We start from the raw sequence: 18,064 nt of genomic DNA, 5'->3' as shown, positions 1-18,064 counted from the left end.
AGAATCATGGCAACTGTCACGTTCCGCGGCGCCACGCGCTACTACGCGGGCACCGCCGACCCCGCGGTGGACGGGCTGGACCTGGACGTCGCCGACGGCGAGTTCCTCGTCCTCGTCGGCCCGTCCGGGTGCGGGAAGTCCACCACCCTGCGCATGCTCGCCGGGCTGGAAGGGGTCGACGAGGGCCAGGTGCACATCGGTGACCGCGAGGTCACCGACCTGCCGCCGAAGGAGCGGGACATCGCGATGGTGTTCCAGAACTACGCGCTGTACCCGCATATGACCGTCGCGGAGAACATCGGCTTCCATCTGAAGATCCAGAAGATGCCGAAGCGGGAACGCGCCCACCGGGTGGCCGAGGCAGCGCGGTTGCTCGACCTGGAGTCCTTTTTGGACCGCAAACCTGCGAATCTCTCCGGCGGCCAGCGGCAGCGGGTGGCGATGGGCAGGGCTATCGTGCGCAGGCCACAGGTGTTCTGCATGGACGAGCCGCTGTCCAACCTGGACGCCAAGCTGCGGGTGCAGACCAGGACGCAGATCGCCTCACTGCAACGTAAGCTCGGGGTGACCACGATATACGTCACGCACGACCAGGTCGAGGCGATGACCATGGGTGACAGGGTCGCGGTGCTCAAGGACGGCACCCTGCAACAGTGCGACACCCCGGTCGGGCTGTTCGCCAAGCCGGCGAACCTGTTCGTCGCCGGGTTCATCGGCTCACCCGCGATGAACCTGGTACGGACCACCGTCGGCGCGGAGGGCGCGGTGGTCGGTGGCAGGCATATCCCGCTGACCCCTGCGCAGGCCTCGGCCCTACCCGGCTCCGAGGTGGTGGTCGGGGTGCGCCCGGAGGGCTGGCTGACCGGTGAGCCCGCCGAGGGGATCGAGGCCGTGGTCGAGGTGGTCGAGGAACTCGGCAGCGACCAGTACCTGTACTGCTCGGTCGAGCAGGCCGGCGTCCCGCACACGGTCACCGTGCGCACCGCCGGGATGGCGCCGTGGCGGCGGGGAGAGAAGGTCGGCCTCACCCCGAGTCCCGGCGCGGTGCACCTTTTCGACGCGGAGGCAGGCGAACGGCTGCCGGACGCATGAGGACCTCGCTGTCGCCGACCGAGCTGGTGCTGCCGACCGCCGAGCTCGGGCCGGAGAACCCTTTGCCGCCGCTGACCATGCCGGAGCGGGCGCAGGAGGTGACCAACCCCGGCGAGTTGCCGCCGGACCTGGCCGCGAACCTGGCCTACGGTCGCCTGGGTAGCGTGTTGCCGTACCACCTGCAGGACGCCTACTCGCGCGAGCGGACCGAGCGGGAGTTGCCCGCGATCGTGCTGGACAACGGGCGGCTGCGGGCTACCGTGCTGCCCTCGCTCGGCGGCAGGTTGTACTCCTTGTGGCATCGGGAAAGCGGCCGCGAGCTGGTGCACCGCAACCCGGTGTGCCAACCGGCGAACCTCGCCCTGCGCGGCGCGTGGTTCGCCGGCGGGGTGGAGTGGAACCTGGGTAGTACCGGGCACACCACGCTGACCTGCGCGCCGATGCACGCGGCGCGGGTGACGGGGCCGGACGGTTCGCCGGTGCTACGGCTGTGGGAGTGGGAGCGGACAAGGGACCTGCCGTACCAGGTGGACCTGTGGCTCCCGCCCGACTCCGACTTCCTGTACGTCGGTGTGCGGATACGCAACCCGCATCCACACACCGTGCCCGCCTACTGGTGGTCGAACATCGCCGTGAAGCAGGAGCAGGGAACCCGCGTGCTGGCGCCGGCCGAAGGAGCGTGGCGGTACGCCTACTCGGGACGGCTGGAGCGGATCCCGGTGCCGGGGACGCCGGACCTGACCTACCCGGAACGGCACCGGCATGCCGCGGACTTGTTCTTCGACCTGCCGGGGGAGGAGTACCCGTTGATCGCCGCCGTGGACGAGCGGGGCGAGGGCCTTGCGCAGCTGTCCACGGGCCGCCTGCGCGGGCGGAAACTGTTCGTCTGGGGCACCTCCGCCGGCGGCGCGCGCTGGCAGGAGTGGCTGTCCCCCGGCGCTCCCGGTTACCTGGAGATCCAGGCCGGGCTGGCGCGGACCCAGCTCGAGCATCTGCCGTTGCCCGCGGGCGAGGTATGGGACTGGCTGGAGGCCTACGGTCCGCTGCGCACCGATCCCGCCGTCGTGCATGGTCCGGAATGGACACGAGCCTGCGCGGAGGTGCGGGAGCGGCTGCCCGGTGCCTCGGAACTCGCCGCGCGGTACCGGGACTGGCTGGGCGTCGCCGATACCGAACCCGGTGAGTGGCTGCACACCGGCTCCGGCTGGGGCGCGTTGGAGGCGCGGCTGCGCGGGCTGGACCTGCGCGCGACTCCCTTCCCCGCGAGCACGCTGACCCGGCGGCAGCGGCCGTGGCTGGACCTGCTTGCCGGCCGCGCGCCGGAGGGTGACCCCGCCGAGGCGCCCGGAACGGCGCCGGTGTCGGCGCCGTGGCGAGAGCTGGTGGAAGCGGTGGCCGACACCTGGGCAAGCTGGTACCAGCGTGGGATCGCCCGCTGGCGGCATGGCGACCTCGCGGGTGCCGAGCAGGCGTGGCGTGCCTCGCTGGCGCGGGCGCCGAACGCGTGGGCCACCCGCAACCTCGCGGTGCTGGCAGGCGAACGGGGCCGGGCTGCCGAGGCGGCCGACCTGCTCGTCGAGGCGCACGGGCTGAGCCCGGAAACTCCGGCGTTGGCGGTGGAGGCGCTCGCCGGGACCCTCGCCGCGGGGCGGCCCGAGCAGGCACGACACCTGCTGGGCGGCCTTCCGGCGCGGGTGCGGGCGCTGGGCAGGGTTCGGCTGCTCGAGGCAAGGCTGCGGCTGGCGCTCGGCGATCCGCGGGGTGCGGAGGAGATCTTCGACTCCGGGTTCGAGGTGCCGGACATCCGGGAAGGGGAGACGCTGCTTTCCCGGACCTGGGAGGAGATCCAGCACGCACTGGCCGCAGAGGGGAGGCAGGTTCGCCCGCTGCCGCCCCGGTACGACTTCCGGATGACCGGATGGTGAGGCGGTACGAACGGCTGGGCCGCGTACTCGAGCTCGTCGGTGCGCGGGACCGGGTCGAGGTCGAGGAGCTGGCGGGCGAGCTGGGCGTGTCCGCGGCGACGATCCGCAGGGACTTCGACCACCTCGCCGAGCAGCAACTGCTCACCAGGACCCGCGGCGGCGCGGTGTCCAACAACGTGTCCTACGACCTGCCACTGCGCTACAAGACCGCGCGGCACGCGCCGGAGAAGTCGCGGATCGCCGGCGCGGTGACCGCCATGGTGCCGCGGGGAGCGGTGGTCGGGCTGAACGGGGGCACGACCACCACCGAGATCGCCCGATCGCTGGCCGCGGGTACCGACCTCGCAGGCGGCCTGGACGGGCCCACGCTCACCGTGGTCACCAACGCGCTCAACATCGCCAACGAGCTGGCGGTGCGCGCCCAGCTCAAGCTGGTGCTCACCGGCGGGGTGGCGCGCCCGCACTCCTTCGAGCTGACCGGACCGCTGGCGACCAGGGTGCTCAGCGAGGTCTCGCTGGACCTGCTGGTGCTCGGGGTGGATGCGATCGACCCGCGCGGCGGGGCGTTCGCGCACCACGAGGGCGAGGCGAACATCAACCGGTTGATGGTCGAGCGTTCGGCGCGGGTGGTGGTCGCCGCGGACAGCTCGAAGCTCGGCCACCGGGCGTTCGCCCGGATCTGCCCGGTCGGCGCGGTACACGCGGTGGTCACCGATACCGGGGTGACGCCCGAGGCCGCCGACGCATTCCGCGCCGCCGGAGTGGACCTGCGCACCGTCTGAACTTGAGCGAAGGTGTGTTGTTCTGTTGACTTGTGAGCAAAAATAGCTTACAAAAATCAGCATTGAACATCCAGTCTGGGAGGCCGCCATGTCGCTTCGCTCGAGTGTTCGTGCCACCGGCCTGCTCTCCGCCTGCGCGGTGGCCGCCGGGCTGCTGACGGCGGTGCCCGCGCAGGCCGGGGCGGCCGGGGCGCAGCCGGAGCTGCTGCGGATCTCCTCGGCCGAGCTCGAGGTCACCCTCGGCGGCTCGTTCCCGTACGTCGCCCGCTACACCGACCGGGAGGTCGGGGCGAGCCTGACCGGGCGCACCACCCCGCTGGACCGGATCACCGTGGACGGCAGGTCGTACGAGGTGACCGGCACCGGGTGGGTCGGCGCGGACGGCGCGGCGCACTACTCGCTGGCGATCGAGGGGGAGCCGGGGGCGCGCATCGACGCCTCGATCAGCGTGCAGGGCAGGGCGACCACCTTCCGGGTGGACCGGATCGTGGAGACCGCGTCCTTCCGGGTCGGGACCCTGGACATCCCCGGCCACGACCTGGTGTCCGTCGCCAGCACGCAGCCCGGCGCGGCCACCGCCTTCACCCGGCTGGACCCGGACTCCACCCGCACCGCGGACCGGTTCGCCCAGGTGACCGCCGACACCCCGGTGCAGGAGAACCCGGTGGGCGCCACCTACGGCATCGTGCACACCGACCGGCTGGCCGCCGCGGTGGAGACCAACTCGACCTACGACCGGCCGTCCGGCCCGACCGACCGGGACGCCGCCCGGCTGTGGCACCAGGCCCGCGCCGAGGGCGAGGACGTGCGGGTCGGCGTGTGGAGCGGGCAGTGGACCCACCGCGCCGATACCGCCACCGAGACCGAGGACCTGCCGTGGGCCAAGGTGATCGTCACTCCGGACGCCAACGGGGACGGCACGGTGGACTGGCAGGACGGCGCCATCGCCTTCCGGGACATCGCGATCGACCCGCGTGGCGCGGAGGGCACCGCGGACCGGGTGGTCACCCATATCCCGTTCAACTTCGCCAGCCAGGCGACGCACCCCTTCCCGCGCACCCTGGACGACGTGAAGCGGATCTCGCTGGCCACCGACGGGCTGGGCCAGCTGGCGATCCTCAAGGGCTACGGCGCGGAGGGACACGACTCCGCGCATCCGGACTACGGCGGCCACTACAACGAGCGCGCAGGTGGGCTGGACGGGCTGAACACCCTGCTGCGGGAGGGGCAGGGGTGGAACGCCGACTTCGGGGTGCACGTCAACGCGACCGAGTCCTACCCGGAGGCGCACGCGTTCGACGAGACCCTTGTCGACCCCGAGCGCGAGGGCTGGGACTGGCTGAACCAGTCGTACTACATCGACCAGCGCAGGGACCAGGTCTCCGGCGACCTCATGCGCCGGTTCACGCGACTGCGTCAGGAGACCCACCCGAACCTGGACTTTCTCTACATCGACGTGTTCTACCCGTTCGGCTGGCTGGCCGACAACATGTTGCGTGACCTGGACGCGCAGGGTTGGCGGGTCGGCACCGAGTGGTCGGACAAGCTGGAACGTTCCTCGGTGTGGTCACACTGGGCCAACGACCTCGACTACGGCGGGAAGACCAACAAGGGACTGAACTCGACGATCATCCGGTTCATCCGCAACCACCAGAAGGATGTCTGGAACTCGCATCCGATCCTCGGCAACAGCCGGATCGAGGAGTTCGAGGGCTGGCGCGGTGAGGTGGACTGGAACGTCTTCTACGCCAACATCTGGGAACACAACCTGCCCGCCAAGTTCTTGCAACAACAGAAGATTCTACAGTGGAATGAGCACGAGATCCGGTTCACCGGCGGGGTGCGCGGCACCGACGTGGACGGAACGCGGCGGCTGTACTCCGGGGACGCCAAGGTACTCGAGGGGGACTCCTACCTGCTGCCGTGGCAGGAGGGGCAGAAGCTGTACCACTACAACGCATCCGGCGGCCGCGCCAGCTGGCGGCTGCCGGAGCCGTTGCGCGGCTCGCTGTTCCTCACCAAGTACCGGCTGACCGAGACCGGGCGGAAGTTCGAGAAGATCGTGCCCGCCTTCGGCGGCGAGGTCACCCTGGAGGCCGAACCGGGCACCCCGTACGTGCTGTACCCCGGCTTCACGCCCTGGCAGCCGCGGGCGGAATGGGGCGAGGGAACACCCGTGCGCGACCCCGGATTCAACGCGGACGACCTGCGCTCCTGGCACCAGCGGGGCGAGGTCCGGGTGCGGCGGACCGACCGCGGGCACCGGGTGGCCGAGTTCGGCACCGGTGCCGCCGGGATCGAGCAGCGACTGGGCAAGCTGGAGCCGGGCACTTACAGCGCCTCGGCCTGGATCGAGGTCGAGGCGGGCCGGACCCGCCGCACGGAGCTCTCGGTGCGGTCGGGGGATGCCGGGCCGGTGACCGCGTTCGTGGAATCCTCGGCGGCGGAGAACTTCGTGGCCGCCGACGAGAAGCACGGCACCCGCTTCCAGCGGGTCCGGGTGCTGTTCGACGTTCCCGAGCGGGGCAGCCGCCCGGTGCTGCGGATCGACGCGGGCGAGGGCGACGCGCGGGTGCGGCTCGACGACATCCGGGTGGTGCGCACCGAACGGTCCGCTCGGGAGGGCGCGCTGGTGTTCGAGGACTTCGAGCACGTGGATCAGGGCTGGTGGCCATTCGTGAAGGGAGACGCGGGCGGCAGCACCGATCCACGGACTCACCTGGCCGAGCGGAACGAGCCGTACACCCAGCGCGGCTGGAACGGCAAGCTGGTGGACAACGTGCTGGACGGGCAGTGGTCGCTGAAGGCGCACGAGGAGAACACCGGCCTGGTGTACCGGACGGTCCCGCAGAGCGTGCGGTTCGAGCCCGGCCACCGTTACCGGGTGGAGTTCGACTACCAGAGCGGCCGGGCGGGGGAGTACTCCTGGGTGCTCGGCACGGACGAGGGCACCACCTCGACCCAGCTCAGCGCCACCCCGCTCGGCGAGCAGCACGCGACCACCCGGTTCACCCAGGAGTTCACAGTGGACGGACCCGGCGCCCACTGGGTCGGCCTGCGCAAGCACCCTGGCGACGCCGAGCAGGCCGACCTCATCCTGGACAACTTCACCGTCACCGACCTCGGCCCGGCCGGCACCCGATAACCCACACCGTGTTGGCCGCCCACGTAACCGTGTTGGCTGTTGGCGTAACCGAGTTTGCCGCCCAGGTAGGCGAGTTTGCCGCACGCGTTGGCGAGTTGGTCAAGATACGACGTGGACAGTTGACCGGCATAGACCTGCTTGTCCTGTTCAATGGTCCGCGTCCGCGGCTTCATGCACGCGGACGGCGTTACGGAGCGCACGCGGTGAGTCTGATGGAGGGCTCAGCATTGGAATCGGGGCGCCTGCCGAGCACAGTGAGGGCAGCGGGGAGCGCGGTCGTGGATAAAGGAGACGAGGACTTCGACGATGTCGTTGTGGTGCTCGGGCGAATCGCGCAGGACGTGTTCGGGGGCGTGGATGCCGCCGATGCGGACGTACAGTTCAGCGGAGCCGAGTTGTTCGACGGCTTTGGTGAAGCGGTCGGTCATTTGGCCTCGGCGGCCGACACCGTTGTCCGAGCCTGCGCGGGCGGCTGCGGACCTTCTCCTTACGCGGCTCCCGCCACCGGATGCGGTGGTTTGCCAGGTAAACCGGTTTTCGTTTCTGGTCAGTGAATCCGGTCGGGGAAGGAACTATCCGGGACGACCGCGGCGGTGGCGTGGGCGAGCACGGTTCCCGTGGTGTCCAGAATCCGCGCGTGGGCCACCATCCGGCGTCGCCCCGGATGCACGAGGTCGCCCAGCACGCGGTAGTGCTCACCGACGGCGAGCGGGGCGAAGTAGTCGACGCTCAGGCTCAGCGTCACCATGGGCACGCAGTGCTCGCACCTCGACGCCGCCGTGTTGCAGCAAGCCTGGTCGAACACCGTCGCGATGCAGCCGCCGTCCACGCCGCCCGCGAAGTTGCGGGCTGCCGCCGTCGGTGTCCAGTCGAGCCGGACCGTGCCGGGCTCCGCGCCGGTGACCCGCAGGCCGATGCGCCGGTAGGAATCCGGATGCGGGATCCGGCCCTCGGCGACTCCGGTCAGCATGCCGAGGCCGTCCAGCTCGGTCCCCTGGTCGAGTAGGGCGACCAGGAACGCGTCGGGTGGCTGGCTGGTGGTGTCCGGCATCCTCGCTCCTTCCTCATCCGGTGTCGGTGACTACCATGGCCGGTGCGGGGCGGCCCGTCGATTACCGGGCAGGTAACGGCGGCGCCGCGCGGTGCGCCGTAGCGTCGGCGGCGTGACGATCCAGACGACACCGCAGGCCAGCACACGGCACGCACGGCCGGTCGGGGAGCTGCTGCGGGAATGGCGGGACCGCCGCCGGATCAGCCAGCTCGACCTATCCATCGACGCGCGGATCTCGGTCCGGCACCTGAGCTTCCGGAGTGTTCGCCCGAGGCGACGCGAATTACAGGCGATGAGCGGACAGGGTGGACGAACAACCGGCCACCACGAACCAAGGCCGCCATGAGCACCAGCGAACACCCATTGACCCTGAGCCCGCAACCCGGGCAGCTTGGCTCCGTTCGGGCACTCTTCGGCGGCGCGGGGAGTCAGTCGACGGACGGATAGCAGTTTCGGCAATAGGTGCACCACGCGTAGTCCACGTCCTTGCGGGGGCGGATGCAGACCGCGCCGCAGTCGGCGATGCCGAGTACGGGTGAGATCCGCTCGGAGTTGCCGGCCTCGACGTGGTGCAGCAGGGTCCGCGAGAAGTACCCCGGCCACGCGGAACCGGGCCACTGCTCGGGCCGCCAGCGCAGTGTCATGGCATGCCGGGCAGCCATAACGAGCCGGAAGGGCGGCGGGCGAGGCTCGGCGCACCGGGGGACCCGTGTGCCGGCAGGGCGAGCAGGTCGGTGATCACCTCCGCGACGGTGCCGGTGCGTTCCCAGAGCGGGTCCCCGCCGGGGTAGTCCTCGGTACGCAACCGCCTGGCGATCGCCTCGGTCATGCCGCAGACGACCAGGTTCTCCACCACGCCCTCGGGACTGCGCCGCTCGGCATACAGCGCCGCGACCGCCACGCCGTCGGCGTCAGCGAGCTGCCGGAACACGAACCCGGCACGAACCGCCCGCCGGAGGGCGGCGATATGGGGCGCTTCCTCGTTGCTGGACTGGGGCCGGGTCATCATCACGTTCCGGCGGCGGAGCGGATCGGGAGCCTGGTGAGCAGTTGCCGTAGCCGGGACGGCTTGCGATGCCGGTGCGGCCGGGCGCGGAGGCGGGCTTCAACGCCGGGCGGGGTCCCGCGCACCGCCACGCACAGCTCGCAGCGGTGGCAGCGCGGCCCCGGCGGGGTCACCAGCGGCACGGGTGGCACCTCGGCGCCGCACACCGCCACCGGGTCGCCGCCCGCGCGGCGGGCCGCGCTCATCCGCTCATCGGTGACCGCGTGGTCCCGGCCGTCGGCGCCGCTGCGGAACCAGGTGACGAACAGTCGTCCGGCCTCGATGGTCATCGCTCACCTCGCTCCGGTCATACTCATCGACGCGATAGCATGAATAGTTTTCATCGCGTGTCATCTATGTACTGGAGATGACAGTACGGTGATAATCACTATTTGACTACCCCGCCAATCGGGTAGCGCCAGGCGATACCCTCTGTGGTGAGGAAGGAGGGGTGCTCGCCCTGGCGACCATCGAGCCGCACATCGCAGAGAGGGCACCCACATGCCGATGGCCAAGTTGCGTACCGCCAGGAAGCTCCTGCTGGGCCGCGAGATCGCGCACATGATCGAGACCGCGGGCCTCTCGCAGGCCGAAGCCGGGGAGATCATCGAGTCCAGCCAGAGCCGGATCGCCGGTCTGCTCAGTGGGGCGGGCACGATCGCCGTCGGTGACCTCGAACTGCTGGCCAACCGCCTCGGCTTCACCGACGAGGGTTACAAGGAGGCGCTGCGCGAGCTGCGCCGGGACAACCACCGGCGCGGCTTCTGGTCCACCGGCCACAACCGGGCCTATTCCGAGGACCTGCGGCTGCTGATCGACCTGGAGAAGCACGCCGATCAGATCCGCTCGAACGAGGTCGAGGTGGTGCCCGGCCTGGCGCAGACCGAGGCGTATGCCAGGGCGCTCCATGCCGACCAGGTCGAGATCGAGGGCGTCACGACCGAAGACCGGGTGGCCGCTCGGCTGGCCCGGCAGGACATCCTGGACAAGGACGAGCCGCCGGCACTCCACTTCGTGCTGAGTGAGTCCTGCCTGCGCCGCATGTGGGCTCCGGCCGAGGTCATGCGGGAGCAGATCGAGCACCTGATCGCGCTGTCCGACCGGCCGAACGTGATGATCCAGGTGATGCCGTTCCGCACCCCGCCCGGCCGCCGCTGCCCGATCAGCAACCGCTTCGTGCTGCTGCGCGTCCCGTCACCTGGCGAGGCCGGTCCACTCGAACTCGCCTACACCGAGGGTGAGGGCGAGATTCGCTACCTGGACGACAAGAAGGCCCTCGCCGCGCACGACTCGGCCTGGGCGCGGCTGACCAACGTCGCGCTGCGCTTCGACGAGACCCGCGAGTTCCTGCGGATGATCTCGCGCGAGTACACCGAAGAGATGAACACCCCCACCCCACAGGGAGATCGCAGATGAGCGCCACCCCATCGCCGAGGTTCGCCGAGCGGGACTTCCGCAAGGCCACGCGCAGTGACCCCGACAAGAACTGCGTATGCGTGGCCCGCCGGGACGGCTGGGTCGAGCTACGGGACTCCAAGACCGCCTTCGGCGCGGCCGATGACCATCGGCTCGTGTTCACGGCCGAGGAGTTCGACGCCTACCTGGCCGGGGCTCGTGCGGGCGAGACCGATGGCCTGCGCCTCGAGGTCGTGGGCCGCGCGGACGGCAAGTATGTCTTCCGCCGCCGTGGTGGGGTAGTGCAACTGGTGTTCACCGCGGGCGAGGTCGCGGCGTTCCAGGACGGCATCGCCAAGCGGGAGTTCGACACGGCGGCCTACGCCGCGGCGTAGCGGCGCCTTAACCGGGCTCGCCGCGGCGCTTGCGGTGGATGACCCAGGCCAGGTCGGCGGCGCTGCCGAGAGCGAGCACGCCGAGGATGACGACGCCCCAGAGCACGCCCATGACGGCGAACACGACGGCGGCGCCGACCGAGAGCACCAACGCGATGGCGGCCAGCACGATCCGCAGCGTCAGCGCGCTGTAGGTGGGGGCGGCGCCGCCGAAGCCCCTGGTCGGGTCGTGGTAGTCGGGCAGGCCGCGTTCATACTCCGCGCGACTGCGGCTCTTGTCCTGGTCCTGCCGTCCCATTCACCTCGGATACCCGCCACACCGCAGGTCAAACCCTCAGCGGGTCAGCTTCAGGATATCGACGCCCCGGTTGTTGTCGGCCACGTAGACCAGGCCCCGGTGCCAGTACGGCTGCCAGGACGCCGCGTCCGCCTCCCGGTGGTAGGCGATCTGCGTGGGGTTGGTCGGGTCGCTGACGTCCAGGAACCGGGTGCCCTGGGCGTAGAAGGACTGCACCAGCACGTCCCCGCGCACGTCGAAGTAGTGCGCGGAACAGCTGCCGCTGTCGGGGTCGCTGCCCTCCTGGCCCGCCACGCTCCAGGTGCCGACCGTGTCCAGCCGGAACGGCCGCTCCGGGGTCGAGCGCCAGCCCTGGCCGCCCCGCGAACCGCGCAGCGAGGCGATCACCAGTACCCCGTCACCCGCGCAGCCGGGCTCGAAGGCCTCCTCGGTCACGTAGATCAGGTTGCCCCGCCTGCCGTGCCGCGACTTGCCGCCGTCGGCCAGCCGCCTGCCCACCGGGCGGAAGCTGTTGTGCATGAACGTCGACTCCGCGGCCAGCTCGTCGATCCCGCCACCCGCGTACGGAACGGGGTCGACCGCGCTTGCCCAGCGCAGCCGGTGCCGCACCGGGTCCCAGCGCAGCCCGTGCGTCCAGTAGCCGCGGACACCACCCCGGCCGGAGGTCCACGCCACGCCGTGCGCGTCCACCTGAACGTCGTGCACGTAGTCGGTCTTGCCGTCGTTGCGACCCAGGTCGATCGGCTCAGGGAACACCTTGGGGTGCCGCGGATCGCGGACGTCGGTCACCCAGATCGGCCGCCCGCCCCAATCCTGCGGCATCGACTCGGCCTTGGCGGGCCCGCCGGTCCACAGGTATCGGCAGTCGTTGACGCAGGTCGTGGTGTGCCCGGCGGGCACCCGCACGTAGCTGAGCGTGGTCAGGTTCGCCGGGTCGGAGGCGTCCACCACGTAGATCCCGGACTCGCCGTTGTCGGTGTTGCCGTCGAACGCCCGCGGGTCCCTGGCGAGGAACACCAGCTTGCGCTTCGCGTCGACCACGGTGTCCTCGGTCTCCCACATCCCGGGCATGGACAGCTCGCCGAGTGCCTTGGGCCGGGTGGGATCGCCGGTGAGGTCGTAGGACTTCAGCCCGAACTCGCCGGAGACCAGCATGACGTCGCGCTTGCGGTGCCCCCGGCCGTACTGCAGGAACTGCATCGAGATCGCGCCCTGCGCGTCCGGCACGTTGCCCAGATGCCGGACGTTCTTGCTCTCGCTGGTCGCCGGGGTCGTCCGCGTCTCGGCCGTGGCCGCGTGACCACCACCGGGGACGTGCTCGGAGTCGCAGGCGAACGCGGCCGGTGCGGAGAACGCCGTCGCCGCGGCCAGGGTGAGTACGAGACCGGAACGCGCGATGCCACGTCGAGGCACCATGGCCACCTCCCAGTTAGCAGACCAACTTTTCACGGTAGAGGTGATCAACATCGGCGCACAAGAGCCGATCGGCGGGTTGGTCGGCGGCCTTTCCGGTGCTAGACAGCGATCATGTGCCGCAGGGTCCGCGCCGTTCTCGCCAGCATGCTGCTGCTCGTCACCGTGGTGGCCTGCACGGGAGACGAGCGGGCCCCGGCGGCCCCCGGCACCTTCTCCGTGGCGCTGGGCGAACCGGCCAGCCTGCTGCCAGCCGAGATCACGGACCTGCCGGGCCGCCTGGTGGCCGACGCGGTATGGACGCCGCTGACCGCACCGGGCGACGGGCAGGGCGCCGAACCGGAACCACTGGCGGCCGAGTCGATCACCAGCACCGACCAGCGCAGCTGGACGATCCGCCTGCGTGCCGGGATGCGCTTCCACGACGGAACCCCGGTCACCGCACAGGCCTATGTGGACACCTGGGAGGCCGCGGAGCGGGAAGGCTGGGCCGGGGCCACGGTACTCACCGAAACCCTGCGTGCCGAGAAGTTCCGGGCAACCGGTGAGCGCACGATCGAGCTCGTCCTCGAGCGCCCGCTCGGCCAGGTGCCGCTGATCCTCGGTTCCACCGCGCTGCTGCCCCTGCCGCCTTCGGCCGTGGCGGCGCGGGACTGGGCCGGGTTCGCGCGGCATCCGGTCGGCAACGGCCCCTACCGCCTGGCCGAGGACTGGCGCCCCGGCGCCGGTGCCCGGCTGACCCGGTTCGAAGGCTACCGGGGTCCGCGGCCCGGCACGGCGAGGGAGATCGGCCTGCGGGTGGCGGCGGACGCGGCCGAGCAGTACGAGCTGGCCCGTACCGGCGAGGTCGACCTGGCCACCGAGGTCCCGGGGGACCAGCATCACCGGATGGCCGAGGACTTCGGCGACCGGGTGCTGATGTGGCCGCTGCCCGAGCTGACCATGCTCGGCGTGCCCGCCGGGGACGAGCGGTTTGCCGACGCCGCGAGCAGGCACGCGATCGCGCTGGCCATCGACAGGGCCGCACTCGAGGAGGGACCGCTCGGGCACCAGGTCGACCTGGCCAGCGCCTTGCTGCCACCCGCGATGCCGCTCGGCCACCGCTCAGGGACCTGCCGCCCGTGCAACCACGATCCGCGGGCGGCGCAGGCCCTCTGGGAGCAGGCGGGAAAACCGGCCCCGGAACTGGCGGTGCACTTCGCGGAAGGGACCGGGCAGGAGTCCTGGGTGCGGCCGCTGGCCGAGCAGCTCGGGGACATGCTCGGCAGCACCGCGCGGCCCAGCCCCGTTCCGGCCGCCGAGTACCGGGAACTGCTCGAGCGGGGAACGGCCGACGGCCTGTTCGTGTTGTCCCACGTGCTGCGCACCCGCAGCCCGCACGAGCTGCTCGCGCCGCTGCGGTCCGGCGCGGGGAGCAACCGCACCGGCTACGCCAGCGAGGGGTTCGACCAGATGATGGCCGAAGCGGGCGGTGCGGCCGAGCTCGGCACCAGTGGCGAGCTGTACCGCCTCGCGGAGAACCAGCTGCTGCGGGACCTTCCGGTGATCCCGCTGTGGTCCCGGCACGGCCACGCGGTCTGGGGTGAGCGCCTCGGTGGTGTCACCGCGAGCCCCAACCTCGCCATCGACCTCGCCGCGATAGACGTCCCCTCCTGACCGCAAGGCAATTCGGTTGCCGCGCGTTCCGGGGGCTGCTGTACTACCGGAAAAGTCATCCGACCCGAGGAGCCGAGTATGCGGGGAGCGTTCATGTCCATCCAGGTAACTGCCACCTACGCAGAGGACATGACGCTTCTTGAATACGTTGAACCTCGGGATTCTGGCCCATGTGGACGCCGGTAAGACCAGTCTGACCGAACGGCTGCTGCACGCGGCCGGGGTCATCGACGAGGTCGGCAGCGTCGACGAGGGCAGTACCCGAACCGACTCGCTGGCACTGGAACGGGCCCGCGGCATCACGATCAAATCCGCCGTGGTCTCGTTCGTCGTGGACGACGTCACGATCAACCTGATCGACACGCCAGGACATCCGGACTTCATCGCCGAGGTGGAGCGGGTGCTGACCGTGCTGGACGGCGCCGTGCTGGTGCTGTCCGCCGTGGAGGGCGTGCAGGCCCAGACCCGGGTGCTGATGCGGACCCTGCGACGGCTGGGCATCCCCACCCTCCTCTTCGTGAACAAGATCGACCGCCGCGGCGCGGACACCGAGCGGGTGTGTCGGGATATCGCGGCGAAACTGAGCTCGACCGCGATCTCCATGGGCCGCACACACGGCCAGGGGACGCGGGGATGCGGCTTTGTGCCGTACGGCGCGACCACACCCGGGTTCCCGGGGAGACTGACCGAGGTGCTCGCCGAGCGCGACGACGACATCCTTGCGGCCTACCTCGGCCAGCGCCGTGCCGTGCCCTACGACCGGCTCCGCACCGAGCTGTCCGGGCAGACCGGGCAAGCGGTGGTGTATCCGGTGTACTTCGGCTCGGCGATGACCGGGGCCGGGATTCCGGAGCTCATCACGGGTATCACCGGATTGCTGCCCGCCGGGAGTGGTGAGGTCGACGGCCCGGCCGCGGGAGGTGTCTTCAAGGTGGAGCGCGGTCCGGCGGGGGAGCGGGTCGCCTACGTCCGGATGTTCTCCGGCACGGTGCGGGTGCGGGACCGGCTGCGCCTGCGGGACGGCAGCGAGGGGAAGGTCACCGCGATCGAGGTCTTCGACCGTGGTGGCACGACCCGCCGCACCGCGGTGTCCGCGGGGCGGATCGGCCTGCTGCACGGTCTCGGCGGTGTCCGGATCGGCGACCCGATCGGTGTGTCCGGAAAGGACCTGACGCGGCAGCACTTCGCCCCGCCGACCCTGGAAACGGTGGTCGTTCCCCGCCACCAGGAGCAGCGCGGCGCGCTGCACCTTGCGCTCACCCAGCTCGCCGAGCAGGACCCGCTGATCAACCTGCGGCAGGACGACCTCCGCAAGGAGATCGCGGTCTCGCTCTACGGGGAAGTGCAGAAAGAAGTCATCGGCGCCACCCTGACCGAGGAGTTCGGAGTCGCGGTCACCTTCCGCGAGACGACCACGATCTGCCTCGAACGCCCGGCCGGAACCGGGGCGGCGGCCGAGATCCTGCACGAGGGGGAGAACCCCTTCCTGGCGACCGTGGGGCTGCGGGTCGACCCCGCACCGCCCGGTACCGGGGTGGACTTCCGGCTGGAGGTCGAGCCGGGCTCGCTGCCGTCCGCCTTCCGCACGGCGGTGGAGGAGACCGTGCGGGAGACATTGAGCCAGGGGATCCACGGCTGGGAGGTCACCGACTGCGTGGTGACCATGACGCGTTCCGGTTACCTCGCGCGGCAGAGCCGCTCGCACGGCACCTTCGACAAGAGCATGTCGAGCACCGCGGGGGACTTCCGCAACCTGACTCCGCTGGTGCTGATGGACGCCCTGTGCCGGGCCGGAACCAGGGTGTACGAGCCGTTGCACCACTTCCGGATCGAGCTGCCGGAGGACACCCTCGGCACATTGGCCCCGGTACTGGCACAGCTGGACGCGGTACCGCGGGAAACCAGGGCACACGGAGCCGCCTGCCTGCTGGAGGGCGAGATCCCGGCCGCGCGGGTGCACGAGCTGCACCAGCGGCTACCCGGGCTGACCAGGGGCGAGGGGGTGCTCGAATGTGCCTACCACCGCCACGAGCCGGTCCGTGGCCCGGCGCCGTCCCGGCCGCGGACCGACCACAACCCGCTCAACCGCAAGGAGTATCTGCTGAACGCGCGGCGGAGGGTCCGGTCGTGAGTGCCGCCACGCTGCGGCACCCACGACCCGGTCAGGAGATCGGCCGGTCGGTCGGCGCGATCGGGGTGGGCAGGAAGTCCCGCCCGGTCAGGTAGGCGTCCACCCCGGCCGCCGCGGACCGGCCCTCGGCGATCGCCCACACGATCAGTGACTGCCCGCGGCCCATGTCCCCGGCCACGAACACATTGTCCACACTGGTTTGGAAGGAGGAGTTCCTTGCCACGTTCCCGCGCTGGTCCAGCTCGACCCCGAGATCCTCGAGCAGCCCGGCCTTCTCCGGGCCGACGAAGCCCATGGCCAGCAGCGTCAGCTGCGCGGGGATCTCCTGCTCGGTGCCCTCCACCGGGACGAACTTGCCGTCCTCGTTGCGTACCTCGACCAGGCGCAGCGCGCGCAGCCTGCCCTCGTCGTCGGCGAGGAACTCCTGGGTGTTCACCGAGTAGATCCGCTCGCCGCCCTCCTCGTGTGCCGAGGACACCCGGTAGATCATCGGGTAGGTGGGCCACGGCTGGGTCTCCGCGCGCGACTGCGGCGGGCGCGGCATGATCTCCAGCTGAGTCACCGAGGCGGCGCCCTGCCGGTGCGCGGTGCCGACGCAGTCCGCGCCGGTGTCCCCGCCGCCGATCACCACGACATGCTTGCCCTTCGCGTCGATCGGCGTGCTCTCCCGCGCGCCGCTGGCGACCCGGTTGGCTGGCGGCAGGTACTCCATGGCCTGGTACACGCCCTCGGCCTCCCGGCCGGTGATCGGCAGGTCCCGCCAGGCCGTGGCACCGCCCGCGAGCACCACGGCGTCGTACTCGCTACGCAGTTGCTCGGCGGTGATGTCAACGCCCACGTTCACCCCGGCGCGGAACTCGGTGCCCTCCGCGCGCATCTGCTCCAGCCTGCGGTCCAGCCGGAACTTCTCCATCTTGAACTCGGGGATCCCGTAGCGCAGCAGGCCGCCGATGGCGTCGGCCCGCTCGAACACGACCACATCGTGCCCGGCGCGGGTGAGCTGCTGCGCCGCGGCCAACCCGGAGGGGCCCGAACCGACGACCGCGACCTTCCTGCCGGTCCTGGTCTCCGGGAGCTGCGGCTGAACCCAGCCCTCCTCCCAGGCCCGGTCGATGATGGAGATCTCCACCCGTTTGATGGTCACCGGGTCGTCGTTGATGCCGAGCACGCACGCCGTCTCGCACGGCGCCGGGCACAGCGTCCCGGTGAACTCGGGGAAGTTGTTCGTGGCGTGCAGCCGCTCGATCGCGTCCTGCCAGTCATCCCGCCACACCAGCGTGTTCCACTCCGGGATCAGGTTCCCGAGCGGGCAACCCTCGTGGCAGAACGGGATGCCGCAGTCCATGCAGCGGCCTGCCTGCTTCTCCAGCCGGGAGGTGGCGAAGTCCTCGTAGACCTCCCGCCAGTCCATCAGCCGCAGGTCCACCGGCCGCGACTTCGGTGTCTCCCGCTTCGTGGTGAGAAAACCCTTGGGGTCAGCCATGTGCGGCCTCCGTGTTCTCGGCGGTCCGCGCGACACGGTGGCCAGCGCGCTCAGTGGTCGTCTTGGGTGCCGCCGCTCGCGTGTCAGCCATGTGCGGCCTCCGTGTTCTCGGCGGTCTGCGCGCGACCGCGATCGTGCCGACAGGGCGCTACTTCCGCGCTTGTCTTGCGTGTTGGCGTAGGGCGCCCTGGCGTCCCGATGGCGGGGCCTTCGGCCGGGGCGCGCTCAGTGGTCGTCTTGGGTGCCGCCGCTC

The 18,064-nt window shown here is 70.7% G+C and carries 16 protein-coding genes and 1 pseudogene; 10 read left to right on the top strand and 7 right to left on the bottom strand.

Features of this window, described 5'->3' with window-relative positions; all coding sequences use genetic code 11:
* Nucleotides 1–6: 6 nt before the first annotated feature.
* From FB471_RS33430 to FB471_RS33410, 5 genes are all read left to right on the top strand, one after another.
* Nucleotides 7–1,092 (top strand): ABC transporter ATP-binding protein, encoded by a 1,086-nt coding sequence (locus FB471_RS33430; protein ID WP_142003800.1) that lies wholly within the window; start codon nt 7–9, stop codon nt 1,090–1,092.
* A complete protein-coding gene (locus FB471_RS33425) occupies nt 1,089–3,017 on the top strand; it encodes a DUF5107 domain-containing protein (protein WP_142003799.1) in 1,929 nt (642 codons plus the stop codon). Before FB471_RS33430 ends, FB471_RS33425 begins: the two co-directional genes overlap by 4 nt.
* A complete protein-coding gene (locus FB471_RS33420) occupies nt 3,014–3,799 on the top strand; it encodes a DeoR/GlpR family DNA-binding transcription regulator (RefSeq protein WP_142003987.1) in 786 nt (261 codons plus the stop codon). The genes FB471_RS33425 and FB471_RS33420 overlap by 4 nt, the downstream gene beginning before the upstream one ends.
* A gap of 88 nt (nt 3,800–3,887) precedes the next feature.
* Entirely contained in the window at nt 3,888–6,944 is a 3,057-nt protein-coding gene (locus tag FB471_RS33415) for an endo-alpha-N-acetylgalactosaminidase family protein (protein ID WP_142003798.1), read from the top strand.
* A gap of 278 nt (nt 6,945–7,222) precedes the next feature.
* Entirely contained in the window at nt 7,223–7,498 is a 276-nt protein-coding gene (locus FB471_RS33410) for a hypothetical protein (RefSeq protein ID WP_142003797.1), read from the top strand.
* Here the strand turns inward: FB471_RS33410 and FB471_RS33405 are convergent.
* Entirely contained in the window at nt 7,492–7,995 is a 504-nt protein-coding gene (locus FB471_RS33405) for a PaaI family thioesterase (RefSeq protein WP_142003796.1), read from the bottom strand. The two genes, FB471_RS33410 and FB471_RS33405, sit on opposite strands and share 7 nt — an antisense overlap.
* Before the next feature lie 112 nt (nt 7,996–8,107).
* Here FB471_RS33405 and FB471_RS35425 point away from each other — a divergent pair.
* Nucleotides 8,108–8,251: pseudogene (locus tag FB471_RS35425) on the top strand (RodZ family helix-turn-helix domain-containing protein); the annotation flags it as partial.
* Between the two features lie 172 nt (nt 8,252–8,423).
* Here the strand turns inward: FB471_RS35425 and FB471_RS33395 are convergent.
* Genes FB471_RS33395 through FB471_RS33385 form a run of 3 tightly spaced genes read right to left on the bottom strand, consistent with a single transcriptional unit; the run spans nt 8,424 to nt 9,330 of the window.
* Complete coding sequence (locus FB471_RS33395) at nt 8,424–8,639, bottom strand: hypothetical protein (protein WP_142003795.1); 216 nt, start codon at nt 8,637–8,639, stop codon at nt 8,424–8,426.
* Nucleotides 8,636–9,001 carry a hypothetical protein gene (locus tag FB471_RS33390; RefSeq protein WP_142003794.1) on the bottom strand — a complete coding sequence of 122 codons (366 nt, stop codon included), beginning with the start codon at nt 8,999–9,001 and terminating at the stop codon, nt 8,636–8,638. The genes FB471_RS33395 and FB471_RS33390 overlap by 4 nt, the downstream gene beginning before the upstream one ends.
* A gap of 2 nt (nt 9,002–9,003) precedes the next feature.
* A complete protein-coding gene (locus FB471_RS33385; RefSeq protein WP_142003793.1) occupies nt 9,004–9,330 on the bottom strand; it encodes a hypothetical protein in 327 nt (108 codons plus the stop codon).
* A gap of 217 nt (nt 9,331–9,547) precedes the next feature.
* On the opposite strand from FB471_RS33385, the gene FB471_RS33380 reads away from it, so the two are divergent.
* Together FB471_RS33380 and FB471_RS33375 are read left to right on the top strand one after the other, a co-directional pair.
* Nucleotides 9,548–10,456 carry a helix-turn-helix domain-containing protein gene (locus FB471_RS33380; RefSeq protein WP_142003792.1) on the top strand — a complete coding sequence of 303 codons (909 nt, stop codon included), beginning with the start codon at nt 9,548–9,550 and terminating at the stop codon, nt 10,454–10,456.
* Nucleotides 10,453–10,830, top strand: a complete 378-nt coding sequence (locus FB471_RS33375; RefSeq protein ID WP_142003791.1) for a DUF397 domain-containing protein — start codon at nt 10,453–10,455, stop codon at nt 10,828–10,830. The genes FB471_RS33380 and FB471_RS33375 overlap by 4 nt, the downstream gene beginning before the upstream one ends.
* 7 nt (nt 10,831–10,837) lie before the next feature.
* On the opposite strand, the gene FB471_RS33370 is transcribed toward FB471_RS33375, so the two are convergent.
* Both FB471_RS33370 and FB471_RS33365 read right to left on the bottom strand, forming a co-directional pair.
* Nucleotides 10,838–11,128, bottom strand: a complete 291-nt coding sequence (locus FB471_RS33370) for a DUF6343 family protein (RefSeq protein ID WP_142003790.1) — start codon at nt 11,126–11,128, stop codon at nt 10,838–10,840.
* 36 nt (nt 11,129–11,164) lie between these two features.
* Complete coding sequence (locus FB471_RS33365; RefSeq protein ID WP_142003789.1) at nt 11,165–12,544, bottom strand: LVIVD repeat-containing protein; 1,380 nt, start codon at nt 12,542–12,544, stop codon at nt 11,165–11,167.
* Between the two features lie 111 nt (nt 12,545–12,655).
* Here FB471_RS33365 and FB471_RS33360 point away from each other — a divergent pair, with 111 nt between their 5' ends.
* Complete coding sequence (locus tag FB471_RS33360; RefSeq protein WP_142003788.1) at nt 12,656–14,197, top strand: peptide ABC transporter substrate-binding protein; 1,542 nt, start codon at nt 12,656–12,658, stop codon at nt 14,195–14,197.
* Between the two features lie 139 nt (nt 14,198–14,336).
* The gene (locus FB471_RS33355) at nt 14,337–16,328 is read left to right on the top strand and encodes an elongation factor G (protein ID WP_142003787.1); all 1,992 of its coding nucleotides are present in this window, start codon (nt 14,337–14,339) and stop codon (nt 16,326–16,328) included.
* Between the two features lie 31 nt (nt 16,329–16,359).
* On the opposite strand, the gene FB471_RS33350 is transcribed toward FB471_RS33355, so the two are convergent.
* Entirely contained in the window at nt 16,360–17,811 is a 1,452-nt protein-coding gene (locus FB471_RS33350; protein ID WP_142003786.1) for a glutamate synthase subunit beta, read from the bottom strand.
* Nucleotides 17,812–18,064 lie beyond the last annotated feature (253 nt).

This window comes from Amycolatopsis cihanbeyliensis (assembly GCF_006715045.1).
Lineage (GTDB): Bacteria > Actinomycetota > Actinomycetes > Mycobacteriales > Pseudonocardiaceae > Amycolatopsis > Amycolatopsis cihanbeyliensis.
This window is presented reverse-complemented; position numbering and strand designations above follow the sequence as displayed.